The organism is Dietzia sp. IN118, assembly GCF_032905965.1.
In the GTDB taxonomy this organism is placed as follows: Bacteria; Actinomycetota; Actinomycetes; order Mycobacteriales; family Mycobacteriaceae; genus Dietzia; species Dietzia kunjamensis.
In genome coordinates, this window is the sequence record NZ_JAUMSR010000001.1 from 1506775 (window position 1) to 1520195 (window position 13421).

General features: G+C 71.2%; 15 protein-coding genes. 13 read left to right on the forward strand and 2 right to left on the reverse strand.

Annotated elements, in window-relative coordinates:
* From lepB to Q2K20_RS07355, 7 genes are all read left to right on the forward strand, one after another.
* Entirely contained in the window at window positions 1-765 is a 765-nt protein-coding gene (gene lepB, locus Q2K20_RS07325) for a signal peptidase I (protein WP_119192746.1), read from the forward strand.
* Complete coding sequence (locus tag Q2K20_RS07330; protein WP_159147824.1) at window positions 762-1466, forward strand: ribonuclease HII; 705 nt, start codon at window positions 762-764, stop codon at window positions 1464-1466. The genes lepB and Q2K20_RS07330 overlap by 4 nt, the downstream gene beginning before the upstream one ends.
* Complete coding sequence (locus Q2K20_RS07335; protein WP_007632861.1) at window positions 1463-1768, forward strand: DUF2469 domain-containing protein; 306 nt, start codon at window positions 1463-1465, stop codon at window positions 1766-1768. The genes Q2K20_RS07330 and Q2K20_RS07335 overlap by 4 nt, the downstream gene beginning before the upstream one ends.
* 143 nt (window positions 1769-1911) lie before the next feature.
* Window positions 1912-2316, forward strand: a complete 405-nt coding sequence (locus tag Q2K20_RS07340; protein ID WP_096905321.1) for a YraN family protein — start codon at window positions 1912-1914, stop codon at window positions 2314-2316.
* 2 nt (window positions 2317-2318) lie between these two features.
* Window positions 2319-3836 carry a YifB family Mg chelatase-like AAA ATPase gene (locus Q2K20_RS07345; RefSeq protein WP_119192744.1) on the forward strand — a complete coding sequence of 506 codons (1518 nt, stop codon included), beginning with the start codon at window positions 2319-2321 and terminating at the stop codon, window positions 3834-3836.
* Between the two features lie 5 nt (window positions 3837-3841).
* Complete coding sequence (dprA, locus tag Q2K20_RS07350) at window positions 3842-5041, forward strand: DNA-processing protein DprA (protein ID WP_269501274.1); 1200 nt, start codon at window positions 3842-3844, stop codon at window positions 5039-5041.
* A 97-nt stretch (window positions 5042-5138) separates the two neighbouring features.
* A complete protein-coding gene (locus Q2K20_RS07355; protein ID WP_206472287.1) occupies window positions 5139-6107 on the forward strand; it encodes a tyrosine recombinase XerC in 969 nt (322 codons plus the stop codon).
* 21 nt (window positions 6108-6128) lie between these two features.
* Here Q2K20_RS07355 and Q2K20_RS07360 read toward each other — a convergent pair whose 3' ends face one another.
* Window positions 6129-6701, reverse strand: coding sequence for a M23 family metallopeptidase (locus Q2K20_RS07360; RefSeq protein WP_307872340.1), 573 nt, complete (start codon window positions 6699-6701; stop codon window positions 6129-6131).
* Between the two features lie 466 nt (window positions 6702-7167).
* Between Q2K20_RS07360 and rpsB the strand changes: the two genes are divergently transcribed.
* The 5 genes from rpsB to Q2K20_RS07385 all read left to right on the forward strand — a co-directional run bounded on the left by rpsB (window position 7168) and on the right by Q2K20_RS07385 (window position 11588).
* Window positions 7168-8064, forward strand: coding sequence for a 30S ribosomal protein S2 (gene rpsB / locus Q2K20_RS07365; protein WP_067717612.1), 897 nt, complete (start codon window positions 7168-7170; stop codon window positions 8062-8064).
* A gap of 205 nt (window positions 8065-8269) precedes the next feature.
* Window positions 8270-9094, forward strand: coding sequence for a translation elongation factor Ts (gene tsf, locus Q2K20_RS07370; RefSeq protein ID WP_069389369.1), 825 nt, complete (start codon window positions 8270-8272; stop codon window positions 9092-9094).
* A gap of 241 nt (window positions 9095-9335) precedes the next feature.
* On the forward strand, window positions 9336-10061 hold the full coding sequence (pyrH, locus tag Q2K20_RS07375) for a UMP kinase (RefSeq protein WP_119192741.1): 726 nt from the start codon (window positions 9336-9338) through the stop codon (window positions 10059-10061).
* Window positions 10062-10111: 50 nt separating this feature from the next.
* Complete coding sequence (gene frr, locus Q2K20_RS07380; protein WP_159148644.1) at window positions 10112-10669, forward strand: ribosome recycling factor; 558 nt, start codon at window positions 10112-10114, stop codon at window positions 10667-10669.
* Window positions 10670-10709: 40 nt separating this feature from the next.
* Window positions 10710-11588, forward strand: a complete 879-nt coding sequence (locus Q2K20_RS07385) for a phosphatidate cytidylyltransferase (protein WP_119192740.1) — start codon at window positions 10710-10712, stop codon at window positions 11586-11588.
* A gap of 92 nt (window positions 11589-11680) precedes the next feature.
* Here the strand turns inward: Q2K20_RS07385 and Q2K20_RS07390 are convergent, their stop codons facing one another.
* The gene (locus Q2K20_RS07390; protein WP_132061113.1) at window positions 11681-12106 is read right to left on the reverse strand and encodes a lipopolysaccharide assembly LapA domain-containing protein; all 426 of its coding nucleotides are present in this window, start codon (window positions 12104-12106) and stop codon (window positions 11681-11683) included.
* Window positions 12107-12190: 84 nt separating this feature from the next.
* Here Q2K20_RS07390 and rlmN point away from each other — a divergent pair, with 84 nt between their 5' ends.
* Window positions 12191-13300: a 23S rRNA (adenine(2503)-C(2))-methyltransferase RlmN gene (gene rlmN, locus Q2K20_RS07395; protein ID WP_067717626.1), complete on the forward strand. Its 1110-nt coding sequence runs from the start codon at window positions 12191-12193 to the stop codon at window positions 13298-13300.
* Window positions 13301-13421: the final 121 nt, after the last annotated feature.

A 13421-nucleotide genomic window follows, 5' to 3' on the forward strand; every position in this document is an offset into this window, starting at 1 on the left:
GTGAGCAGCACCGATACGCCTGGACATGACGCCGCCGAGCCGGGGTCCCGTAACGACGGGGCCCCGGCTCGCGGCGTCGAGAAGAAGGGCCAGCCCTGGTACATCGAGATCCCGCTATTGGTGGTGATCGCACTGGTCCTGGTGTTCGTCTTCCAGACGTTCGTCGGACGGGTGTACCAGATCCCGTCGGAGTCCATGGAACCCACGCTGCACGGTTGCGCGGGCTGCACAGGTGACCGGATTTTCGTCGACAAGATCACCTACCGCTTCGGCGACCCCGAGCCCGGGGACGTGGTGGTCTTCGAGGGTCCCGACTCGTGGAACGAGGGGTACCAGTCCATCCGGTCGGACAACGAGGTCATCAGGACCCTGCAGAACATCGGCGGTGTGATCGGCATCGTCCCACCCGACCAGAACGACATGGTCAAGCGCGTCGTCGCGGTGGGGGGCCAGACAGTCGGCGGCTGCTCCCCGGATGGCGCACTGCTCGTCGACGGCCAGCCGCTGGACGAGCCGTACCTCAACGAGACCCCGTCGCCGGCGGGGAACCCGCTCAACTGTGCCTTCGGTCCGGTCACGGTCCCCGAGGGCAACTACTGGGTGATGGGGGACAACCGCGGCAACTCCGCGGATTCCCGCTTCCACATGGGTGACGAGTTCCAGGGAACCGTGCCCGAGGAGAACATCATCGGCAAGGTCCGGGCGATCATCCTCCCGTTCAGCCGGATCGGGACGGTGCCCTCCCCGGACATCAACGCGGGGTGAGCCGGGCACGACCGCAGCGGCCGCGGGGAGTCGCCCTTCCCGGCCGGGTCCGGGTGACCCGTCGCGACGGCCGCCTGGCGTTGGAGGCAGCCCTCGCCCGTCGAGGTCTCGGCCCGGTCGCCGGTGTGGACGAGGCAGGACGCGGTTCCTGTGCGGGCCCACTGGTGGTGGCGGCCTGCGTGTTGGGGGACCGGCTCCACCCCGACCTGGCAGACCTGGATGACTCGAAGAAGCTCACGGCCGCCACCCGTGAGCGACTGCACGACGTCATCCTGCGTAGGGCGTCGGCGGTGAGTGTGGTGGTGATCGAGCCGGACCGGATTGACATGCGCGGGATCCACCGGTGCAATCTGGAGGGGATGCGCCGGGCGGTCGCCGCCCTCGACCCGGCACCCGGTTTCGTGCTGACCGACGGCTTCGCGGTCGACGGGCTCGGATGTCAGTCCACGTCCGTGATCGGGGGTGATGCAGTGGTCGCATCCATCGCCGCCGCGAGTGTCCTCGCGAAGGTCACGCGGGATCGGATTATGGTGGACCTCGACTCGCGGTACCCGGGGTACGGTTTCGCCGCCCACAAGGGGTACAGCACCGTGAGTCACGCCAGGGCGATCGAGCAGCTCGGTCCCAGCGGCATCCATCGGATGTCGTACGCCAACGTCCGTCGCGCCGCGCAGGCGCATTCGAGGAGCAGCACGAGATGAGCGCCGAGGATCTGGAGAACTACGAGACCGAGATGGAGCTCTCGCTCTACCGCGAGTACCGCGACATCGTCGGCCAGTTCACCTACGTCGTCGAGACGGAGCGGCGCTTCTACCTCGCCAACGCCGTCGAGCTGATCCCCCGGTCGGCGGACGGCGAGGTCTACTTCGACGTGAGGATGTCCGACGCGTGGGTATGGGACATGTACCGACCTGCACGTTTCGTCAAGTACGTTCGGGTGCTGACCTTCAAGGACGTCAACATCGAGGAACTCGACAAGCCTGAACTGCGGCTCCCGGAGTAGCACCCGGCCCCCGTTCTCCACAGCCCGCGCCGCTTCCACAGGGCGCCCCCGGCCCGATCCGCGACCAGCGGGCCGGGCCGTGTCCGTCCGGCAGGGTGAGCCCCGGCGGGCCCGGACGGACCGGGCGGCCGGGAGGGCTGGCGATGACGGGGGACGAGGCGGTGGGCGGCGAGGCGGCCGGGGACGGTGTGGATCCACGCCGACGGACGGGGCGACTCGGTGAGGAACACGCGGCGGGACTGATGCAGGCCCGGGGTGGGGTGGTCATCAGCCGGAACTGGCGGTGCCGGGCCGGCGAGCTCGACCTGGTGGTGTTGGATGCCGCGGGGCGGCTGCGATTCGTCGAGGTCCGGGCGCGCACGGGGACGGGCTTCGGCACCCCCGCCGAGTCGGTGACCCCGGACAAGCAGCGGCGTCTGCGGCGGTTGGCCGCCCACTGGCTCTCGGAGAACCCGGGCCGGTGGCGCCAGGTCTGCTTCGACGTGGTGGGCGTGGACCTGGCGGACCCGACTCGGCCCCGTCTCGAGCTGTTCGAGGACGTGCTGTAGCCGTGGCGCTCGGTCGGACGTGGGCTGTCACACTGCAGGGAGTCGGTGGACAGCTGGTGGAGGTCGAGGCCGACGTGGGCCGCGGGTTGCCCGGGGTCAGCATCGTGGGGTTGCCGGACTCGGCGGTGTTGCAGGCGCGGGAGCGGATGCGGGCGGCCGTGATCAACAGTGGTCTGACCTGGCCGTCGGGCAAGGTCGTGCTGTCCCTGTCCCCGGCGGCGTTGCCGAAGCGGGGCTCGGGGTTCGACCTGTCGCTCGCGGTGGGCACGTTGACCGCGTCAGGGGAGCTGCCCGGGGCGGGCTTCGACGGCACCCTGCTGGTGGGTGAGCTGGCGTTGGACGGTCGGGTCCGGTCGGTGCGCGGGGTGCTGCCCTCCGTGCTCGCGGCGCGGGACGCCGGACTGTCCCGGGCGATCGTCCCCGCCGCGAACCTCGCGGAGGCCCGGCTGGTCAGCGGTATCGACACCGCGGGGGTCGACTCACTCGCGATGCTCGCGTCATGGTGCCGGGGCCGGGGAGCCCTGGTCACGGACGCCCCGGAGGTCCGCGCTGTGGGCGCGCGGTCCCACACCGACCTGGCGGAGGTGCACGGTCAGGACGACTGCCGGCGGGCTGTCGAGGTGGCTGCCGCCGGGGGGCACGCCGTGCTCCTGCGCGGGGCTCCCGGGACCGGCAAGACCATGCTGGCCCGGCGACTACCGGGGTTGTTGCCTGATCTGGGGGAGCGGGACGCCCTCGAGGCAACGGCCATCCACTCGGTGATGGGACGGCTCGCGGCGCGGGATCCGCTGCTACGCCGCCCGCCGTTCGTGGCTCCCCACCACTCGGCGTCGGTGGCCGCCCTCGTCGGCGGCGGTAACAACGTCGCACGCCCGGGGGCGGTGACGCTGGCGCATCGCGGGGTGCTGTTCCTCGATGAGTGCGCCGAGTTCCCCGGCCGGGTCCTGGACAGCCTCCGCACTCCGCTCGAGGACGGCGAGGTACGGATCGCCAGGCGCGACGGCATCTCCGTCTTCCCGGCCCGATTCCAGCTGGTGCTGGCGGCGAACGACTGCCCGTGTGGCAGTGCACGGCCCGATGCCTGTACGTGCACCCCCGATGCCCGGCGGCGCTACGGACGGTCGCTGACCGGGCCGTTGCGCGACCGGATCGACATCGCCGCACGGACGCTGCCGCTCGGGTCCGGGCTGTTCGCTGTGGACGAAGGTGAGGACACCGCCGCGGTACGGACGAGGGTGTCGACGGCGAGGGCGGCCGCCGCCGAGAGGTGGGCGGGGTGCCCGGAGGCCGCCGGTGCGCGGGCGAACGCCGAGGTCCCCGGCCGCGTCCTGCGATCCGTATGGGGGCTCGATCGTCGGGCGCTGCACCCCCTGGACCGGGCACTGGCACACGGGGTGTTGTCACCCCGCGGGGTCGACCGGTGTCTGCGCCTCGCGTGGACGGTCGCCGACCTGGACGGGGCCACCGTGCCGGGGGAGCCGCACGTGGCGGAGGCGCTCGTGCTGAGAGGGGAGGAGTGATGCCGGTGGAACGGGAGCAGGGATCGGTGGTGTCGTCGGAGGTGCGCGCGGCCTACGCCTACCTTGGCGCGGTGACCGAGCGCCCGACCGCGCAGCTGTGGGACCTGGTGGACTCGGTGGGGCCGGTGCGGGCACGGGAATTGATCCGCGCCGGTCGGGCCGGTGACGCGGTGGCGGCCCAGGCCGAGGCACGGCGGGACCTCGTCGACGGGGATCGGCTGCTCGAGGCAGCCCACGAGGTGGACGCCCGGCTCCTCGTGCCCGGTGACCCGGGTTGGCCGGGGTTCGCCCTCGAGCCCCTGGACCGTCCACGCGGACGACGTCGCGCCGGGACGGGCGGGGTGCCCACCGCGTTGCGCCCGCTTGGGCTGTGGTGGCGTGGCCCCGCAGACCCGGTCAGGGTGTTGGGCAGGTCGGTCGCTCTCGTCGGGACCAGGGCGCCCACTCCGTACGGGAGGGCGGTGACCGCCGACCTGGGTGCCGGGGTGTCCGCCGAGGGGTTCACGGTCGTCTCGGGTGGGGCCTTCGGGATCGATGCAGCAGCGCACCGCGCCGTCCTCGGGGTTCGCGGCACCACGATCGCGGTCCTCGCCGGTGGCGTGGATCGGCTCTACCCGCGCGGGAACGACGCGATGCTGCGCGAGATCGCGGAGACCGGCGCGGTGATCTCCGCGCAGCCCCCCGGGACCGGGGTGACGCGGTATCGCTTCCTCGACCGGAACCGGATCATCGCGGCGTTGACCGGCGCCTCCGTGGTGGTGGAGGCGGCTGCCCGGAGCGGTGCGCTGAGCACGGCGGCGTGGGCCACCGCGCTGGACCGCCCTGTCGGCGCGGTACCGGGGCCGGTCACGTCGGTCGCGTCGGTCGGGTGTCACCTGCTGCTCCGGGAGCGGGGTGCCGTGCTGGTCTCTCGGACGTCGGACGTTGTCGAGCTCGCAGGTCGGATGGGGGAGACGGCGCCGCCCCCCAGGGGTGAGCCCGGCGCGTGGGACGGGCTGGACGACGCGACCAGGCGGATCCTCGAGGCGCTGCCCACCTCGGGTGGCGCCGAGCCCGCCGAGATCGCGGCCTCGGCGGGAATCGCACCCGTCACGGCTAGGGCCGTCCTCGGCCGGCTCCTGGCCTCCGGGGCGGCTGTACGGGGCCCGGAGGGGTGGCGCCGGTGCCGGGATGGCGGGGTGCAGATGACCTTCCCCGTGTCGTGACCCCGTCGCGTGGTCCGGCTGGCCCGGCTGGCACGGCCCGGCTGGCCCGGCCCGGCGTGCTTGCGCCGGCCCCACGCGAGGGAGACAATTGGTACCCATGGGGCCGGTGAGCACGTCTGAGAGTGATGGGGGCGCTCGGTCCGAGCCGTTCGGGGGCGTGGTCGACGACTTCGCGGACTACCTGCGCACCGGTCGCTCCCGGTCCGAGGCGACGGTCCGCTCCTACCGCTCCGACGTCCGCGGCCTGCTCGCCCACCTCGCCCGGGACACCGACGGACCCTCCACCGCGGCGGACCTGCGCGGGGCACTCACCCTCCCCGCCCTGCGCGGGTGGCTCGCCGCCCAAGTCGGTGCGGGGGCCGCCAGGTCGACCGTCGCCCGCCGTGTCGCGGCAGCCCGATCCTTCAGCGGGTGGGCCGCACGGACCGGCCTCGTACCGACCGATGTCGCGGCCCGGCTCGAGGCGCCCCGCGCCCGTCGCCATCTGCCCGAGGTGCTCGACCTCGACCAGGCGGCCGAGACGATCCGTACCACCGAGCTCGGCGCGGCCGAGGGGGACCCGATCGCCCTGCGCGACCGGCTGGTCGTGGAACTGCTGTACTCCTGCGGTATCCGGGTCGCCGAACTGTGCGGGCTCGACGTGGACGACGTCGACACCGAGCGTCGCCTGCTGCGGGTGGTGGGCAAGGGCGACCGGGAGCGCGCCGTCCCGTACGGCCCGCCCGCGGACCGGGCACTGCGTGCCTGGCTCGACGGCGGCCGCCCGGCGTTGGCCACCGCCCGGTCCGGCCCGTCCCTGTTGCTCGGGGCGCGCGGGGGGCGACTCGACCCCCGGGCCGCGCGGCGGATCGTCAACGAGGTCACCGCGGCCACGCCGGGCGCCCCCCGGGTCTCGCCCCACGCGCTGAGGCACAGTTCGGCGACACATCTGCTGGAGGGCGGCGCGGACCTGCGGCACGTACAGGAGCTCCTCGGGCACTCCACCCCGGCGACCACCCAGATCTACACGCACGTCTCGGCGGACCGCCTCCGGGCCGCCTACCGCGGAGCCCACCCCCGCGCCTGAGCGGGGAGTGCGGCCCGGGCGTCAGCCGGCTCCGTCTCCGGGACGTGTGGGCTTGAGGCGGATCGGCCGTTCGGAGTCCGCGAGCAGTGACAGCGGATCGACGTAGTCGTCGTCGTCACCGGACGGGTCACCCGACGTCACACGCGCGCCCCAGTGCAGGCACGCTTCGACCGGACACCCGTGGTGGCCGGCGAGGAGCCGGCCCACCTCCACACCCTCGACGACGTGATCTCCGGCCCGGACAGTGGCGCGCACCGGTTCGTACGTGGTGCGCACGCCGCCACCGTGGTCGATCGACAGGACCGGTCGCCCTCCCACGGCCCCCGCGAACAGGACCGTGCCGTCCGCGGGCGCGCGGACCGACGCGAGCACCGTGCCGGCCAGATCCACCCCGCGGTGCCCCGGGAGCCATCGCTGCGCGGGCGGATCGAACGGGGTCGACACGGAGACCGGACCCGGCAGGGGGCTGCTCATGCCCGCCCGTGACCCGGCCGGCGCGGCGTCGGCCACGGGGCCGACGGCGAGGACCCCCGCGGCCGCGCCGGCACAAGCCAGGTTGCGGAGCCGACGGCGACCGATCCGGAGTGACTGCATACCGCGAGTCCACCGCACGCACCCCGCGTTCGCCACGGGAGATCGGCACCTGTGGACATGATGGACGACCATCCCCAGACCAGACGTGCACCGGCACTCCCGGGAGCCCCCGCGCACGGGCGGAGCCACGACCGCGGTGTGCGGTGCCCGGATACCGGTCGGGTGGGCCGCCTTGGAGGGGCGCGCCGGAGGGGTTATGCTTCCGGTGCGGTCGACTCTGCGTCGATCGACTTCGCGTGTCCTGCGGCAGCCCGGTTCCCGGGAGTCGCATCCGGGCCCCGGGGCTACGAGCCCCGGCCCCCCGGACGCCGGACCAGCAGGTGCCCCCGCCCGACGGGGGTCCGGCCCGGCGCGGACACCAGGGCCCGCGGCCACCCGGCTCGTGGGCGGAACCCGATACACAGAAAGCGAGGACGAGGGCCTCGCGGTCCGGCTGCTTCCAAGCCGGACGAGCCCTCAACCCATCATGGCAGTCATCTCCATGAAGCAACTGCTCGACGCAGGTGCCCACTTCGGCCACCAGACCCGCCGCTGGAACCCGAAGATGCGTCGGTTCATCTTCACCGACCGCAACGGCATCTACATCATCGACCTGCAGCAGACCCTGACGTACATCGACCAGGCGTACGAGTTCGTCAAGGAGTCCGTCGCCCACGGCGGCACCGTCCTGTTCGTCGGCACCAAGAAGCAGGCCCAGGAGGCCATCGCCGAGGAGGCCGCCAAGGTCGGCATGCCGTACGTCAACCAGCGTTGGCTGGGTGGCATGCTCACCAACTTCCAGACCGTGCACCAGCGGCTCGTCCGCCTCAAGGAGCTCGAGTCCATGGAGCAGTCGGGCGGATTCGAGGGTCGCACCAAGAAGGAAATCCTCATGCTCACGCGTGAGAAGAACAAGCTCGAGCGCACGCTCGGCGGTATGCGTGACATGAGCAAGGTCCCCTCCGTGGTGTGGGTCGTCGACACCAACAAGGAGCACATCGCCGTCGGCGAGGCCCGCAAGCTGAACATCCCCGTCGTCGCGCTGCTCGACACCAACTGTGATCCGGACGTCGTCGACTACCCGATCCCGGCGAACGACGACGCCATCCGCTCGGTCACCGTGTTGACCCGCGTCATCGCCTCCGCCGTCGCGGAGGGCCTCAAGGCCCGCTCGCAGGCCGGCAAGGCCACCGGCGAAGAGGCCGAGCCGCTCGCCGAGTGGGAGACCGAGCAGCTGGACCAGGTCACCGGCGCCGCCACGGCAGAGGGTGCCGAGGCACCCGCCGAGGTCACCGGCACCGAGTCCCCCGTGGCCGAGGCCCCCGAGGCCGACGCCCAGGAGATCGCGGCCGCCACCTCCGAGGCGCCGGCCACCGAGGCCTGATCCTCACCACAGCTCGAGCACCGTCGGGCCCGGCCGCCCACGATCCCCAGGGGGATCATCCGGGGGCCGGGCCCGAGGTGTCGGAGGCGGTGGGCGGACCATCCACCGACGCCCCGGCGTCTAGGGTGGAGGCGATCGCCCGCCGACCGACTCTTCAACACTTTTCCGACAGATCACGAACCCCTTTAAGGAGGGTCGCCCCACCATGGCGAACTACACCGCTGCCGACGTCAAGCGTCTGCGTGAGCTCACCGGCTCCGGGATGATGGACTGCAAGAAGGCTCTGGAGGAGACCGACGGCGACTTCGACAAGGCCGTCGAGGTGCTGCGCATCAAGGGCGCCAAGGACGTGGGCAAGCGCGCCGAGCGCACCACGGCCGAGGGCCTGGTCGCCATCAAGGACGGCGTCATGATCGAGCTCAACTCCGAGACCGACTTCGTCGCCAAGAGCGCCGAGTTCATCGCACTGGCCGACAAGATCGTCGAGGTCGCCGCGGCCCAGGGGATCTCCGACCTCGACGCGCTGAACGCCGCCGAGCTCGACGGCACCACCGTGGCCGACTCGGTCGTCTCCTTCTCCGCCAAGTCCGGCGAGAAGCTCGTCCTGCGCCGTGTGGGCAAGCTCGACGGTCCCGTGGCCGTCTACCTCCACAAGCGTTCCTCCGACCTGCCGCCCGCCGTCGGCGTCATGGTCGCCTACTCCGGTGAGGGCGAGGCCGCCGAGGCCGCCGCGCGCTCCGCCGCGATGCAGGTCGCCGCTCTGAAGGCCCAGTACGTGTCCCGCGAGGAGGTGCCCGCCGACATCGTCGCCAAGGAACGCGAGATCGCCGAGGCCACCGCCCGCGAGGAGGGCAAGCCCGAGCAGGCGCTGCAGAAGATCGTCGAGGGTCGCCTCAACGGCTTCTACAAGGATGTTTGCCTGCTCGACCAGCCGTCGGTGACCGACAACAAGAAGACCGTCGGTGCCCTGCTGGACGAAGCCGGCGCCTCGGTCTCGGCCTTCCTGCGGTTCGAGGTCGGCCAGGCCTGACCACGGCCCGAACCCGCCGTTGCGGGTTCCCGAACGACGGCGGTACCCGGTACTCCGGGTACCGCCGTCGGCGTTCGTACGGCCGGGTGTGCCCGTACCCGGCGGGCTGGAGTGTGGCGGCCGTGGCGATAGGGCAGAATGAACCCGGTCCCACCACGGACCACACGCCGCTCCGGCCAATCGACGTCGGGGGTGTGAACGCGCGCGACACGGGCTGGATCCGCCCGGGACGAGGAGAGGGATGACCGACCCGCGGGACGGCTACAAACGTGTGATGCTCAAGCTCGGCGGCGAGATGTTCGGCGGCGGCGGCGTGGGGATCGACCCGGACGTCGTGCAGTCCGTCGCCCGGCAGATCGCCGATGTCTCCCGGACGGGGGCGCAGATCGCGATCGTGATTGGCGGCGGCAACTTCTTCCGGGGCGCCCAGTTGCAGCAGCGAGGGCTCGACCGGGCGCGCAGCGACTACATGGGGATGCTCGGCACCGTCATGAACTGCCTGGCGCTGCAGGACTTCCTCGAGCAGGAGGGTGTGTCGACCCGCGTCCAGACCGCCATCCACATGGGTCAGGTCGCGGAGCCGTACATCCCCCTACGCGCCGAACGGCATCTGGAGAAGGGCCGCGTCGTGATCTTCGGGGCAGGGATGGGCATGCCCTACTTCTCGACCGATACCACCGCAGCCCAGCGCGCACTGGAGATCAAGGCCGACGTGCTGCTCATGGCCAAGGCGGTGGACGGCGTCTACTCGGACGATCCCCGTACCAATCCCGACGCCGAGCTCTTCAGCCGGATCGAACACCGGGAATGCCTCGAGCGGGGCCTGAAGGTGGCCGATGCCACCGCGTTCAGCCTGTGCATGGACAACGACATGCCCATCCTCGTCTTCAACCTTCTCACCGAGGGCAACATCGCGCGCGCCGTCGCCGGTGAGCAGATCGGGACGCTGGTGGCCAGCACGGCCTGACACGTCCTCGACCCGACCACCGACACCGACCCCAACGAAAAGGGACAGACATGATCGACGACACTCTGCTCGAGGCCGAGGACAAGATGGAGAAGGCGATCGAGCACGTTCGCGACGAGCTCTCGGCCATCCGCACCGGCCGCGCCAACCCGGGCATGTTCAACCGTGTCTTCTGTGAGTACTACGGCAGCATGACCCCCATCACCCAGATGGCGACCATCTCGGCACCCGAGCCGCGCATGCTCATCATCAAGCCGTACGAGATGTCGCAGATCGGTCCGATCGAGAACGCCATCCGCAACTCGGATCTGGGCGTCAACCCGACCAACGACGGCCAGGTCCTCCGCGTGACCGTGCCGCAGCTCACCGAGGAACGGCGCCGGGATCTGGTCAAGCAGGCCAAGGGCAAGGCCGAGGACGGGCGCATCGCCGTCCGGGGCGTCCGGCGCAAGGCGATGGACGAGCTCAAGCGCATCGACAAGGACGGCGAGGCCGGCGAGGACGAGGTCAACGCGGCGGAGAAGGAGCTGGACAAGCTCACCCAGCGATTCGTCGGCGAGGTGGACGAACTCGTCAAGGCCAAGGAAGGCGACCTGATGGAGGTCTGACCTCCGCGACACCCATCACCCGAGAACCGAGGAGTATGCCGTGGACCCCGCACCCCAGGGCCCGCCCGGGCCCACCGCCGCGGCCGCCGCACCTCCGTCGCGCGCCGGCCGTGACCTGACCCGGGCGATCCCGGTCGGGGTCGGCCTGGGCGCGCTCGTGATCGCGAGTATCGCCTTCACCCCCCGCGCGTGGTACCTGGTCGCCGCCGCCGCCGTCGCCATCGGCACCTGGGAGGTCTTCAAACGCCTCCGGCAGGCCCGGTTCACGCTTCCCCTGTTCCCGCTGCTCGCAGGCGGGCAGGCCATGGTCTGGGCGGGTTACCTCAACGGGGCGGAAGGCGCGTTCGCCGCGTTCGCCGTCACCGGCGTGGTCGTCCTGGTCTGGCGTCTGCTCATGGCCGGTCTGACCACCGCACCGAAGAACTACATGCGCGACGTGTCGGTCGCGGTGTTCGTGTTGGTGTGGATCGCGGTTCCGGGAGCCCTCGGCGCGATGCTGTCGGACGGTGACTACGGCGCGCAACGGGTCGTGGCCCTCATCCTGCTGGTCGTGTGCTCCGACGTCGGGGGGTACGTGGCGGGGGTGCTCTTCGGTAAGCACCCCATGGCCCCGGCGATCAGCCCCAAGAAGTCCTGGGAGGGATTCGCCGGGTCGATCCTGTTCGCCACGGTCGGTGGCGCACTCGTGGTCGCCCTGCTCTTCGACGACAGCATCTGGAAGGGCCTGTTGCTCGGCGTCCTCACGGTCTTCACCGCGACGCTGGGCGACCTGGTGGAATCCCAGGTGAAGCGGGACCTCGGAATCAAGGACATGGGCACGCTCCTGCCGGGGCACGGCGGATTCATGGACCGCCTCGACTCCGTGCTGCCCACCGCGGTGGTCGTCTGGGTCATCTTCACCTACGTCGTGCCGACCTGAGTCGTCGACCACCTCCGTTGGCACGGGTGACGTCGGCACGGGGCGAAGCCGCGGAGTGAGCGGACCCTCCGACCCGCGCCGGGGGTCGCGCGTCAGTGTCGGGCGGTCAGTTTGCGCGCCTTGCGTGCGCGCATCCGCAGCTGGAGGATCCGGAAGCCGGCGAACAGGGCCATGATCAACGCGCCGGCGATCGCGGCGAAGAGGATCAGCACCCCAAGCGGGAGGGTGAACTCCAACCCGAGAAAACGGACGTCGGTCGAGGTCGTGTTCTGCGCGATGAAGATCAACAGCAGGATGGTGACGAGCGCGCCCAGGACCAGACCCACCCACGCGGAGCCCAGAAGTCCCCCCGACGAATCGGGGACAGCATCCTGCTCGTGGGTGCGTGTCGCAGGGGTCGACTCGTCGGCGGGAACGAGGGTGGAGTCCGCGTGGGTGTCCTCGAGGGGGATCTCGTCGCGCCCCTCGACGGGGGCGGCGTGACGACGGTCTGTCGGGTCGTGTGATCGCTGTGCCATACCTGGACTGTATGCGCTGGCGGCGACGGACGGCACCGCTCGCGATGTGTTGCGGTCGCCCGTTTCTGACACAATGGCCGCATCATGGCTGAACCTCTCCCGCTCGTTTTTGACGCCCCCCGCCGAGGGCTGCCCCCTCGTCACTTCGCCGACCTCGACGCCGACGGTCGCGAGGCGGCGATGGGTGAGCTCGGAGTTCCCGCATTCCGCGGCAAGCAGCTGGCCAACCAGTACTTCGGGCGCCTCGAGGCGGACACCCGCGAGATGACCGACCTGCCGGCCGGCCTGCGGGAGAAGGTCGGAGAAGAACTGTTCCCCTCGCTGACCTCGTCGCTACGACACGTCACCACCGACGAGGGCACCACGCGTAAGACCCTGTGGAAACTGCACGACGGTTCGTTGGTCGAGAGCGTTCTCATGCGCTACCCCGACCGGGCGACCGTGTGCATCTCGAGTCAGGCCGGCTGCGGGATGGCGTGCCCGTTCTGCGCGACGGGGCAGGGCGGTCTGCAACGCAACCTCTCGGCAGCCGAGATCCTGGAGCAGGTCAGGGTCGCCGCCCGCGCCATGCGCGACGGTGAGATCCCGGGCGGGCCGGGGCGACTGTCCAACGTCGTGTTCATGGGCATGGGGGAGCCGCTCGCCAACTACAAGCGCGTCATGACCGCCGTGCGAGGCATCATCGCCCCGCCGCCGTCGGGATTCGGTCTGTCGCAACGCGCGGTCACCGTGTCGACGGTGGGCCTGGTCCCCGCCATCCACAAGCTGGCAGAGGAGGGGCTCCAGGTCACCCTGGCGGTGTCCTTGCACACCCCGGACGACGAACTCCGGGACACCCTGGTGCCCGTCAACAACCGGTGGCCGGTCTCCGAGGTCATGGACGCGGCCCGGCACTACGCCGATGCCACGGGGCGGCGGGTGTCCATCGAGTACGCGTTGATCCGTGACGTCAATGATCAGACCTGGCGGGGCGAGATGCTCGGTCGACTGCTCGCCCAGCGTCTCGGGCCCATGGCGCACGTGAACCTCATCCCGCTCAACCCGACGCCGGGCAGCGAGTGGGACGCCAGCCCCCGCCATCAGCAGGACGCCTTCGTCGCCGCCGTGCGCGCGGCCGGGGTCTCGTGCACGGTGCGCGACACCCGCGGCCAGGAGATCGACGCGGCGTGTGGTCAGCTCGCGGCCGAGGGGTGAGCGCGGGGGAGTGAGCGCGGGGGAGTGATCGCTGGGGAGTGACCACTGGGGAGTGACCACTGGGCCACCCACTGAGAGCTACGGACGACGAGAAGGGCCGCCACCACTCCATCGAGTGGTG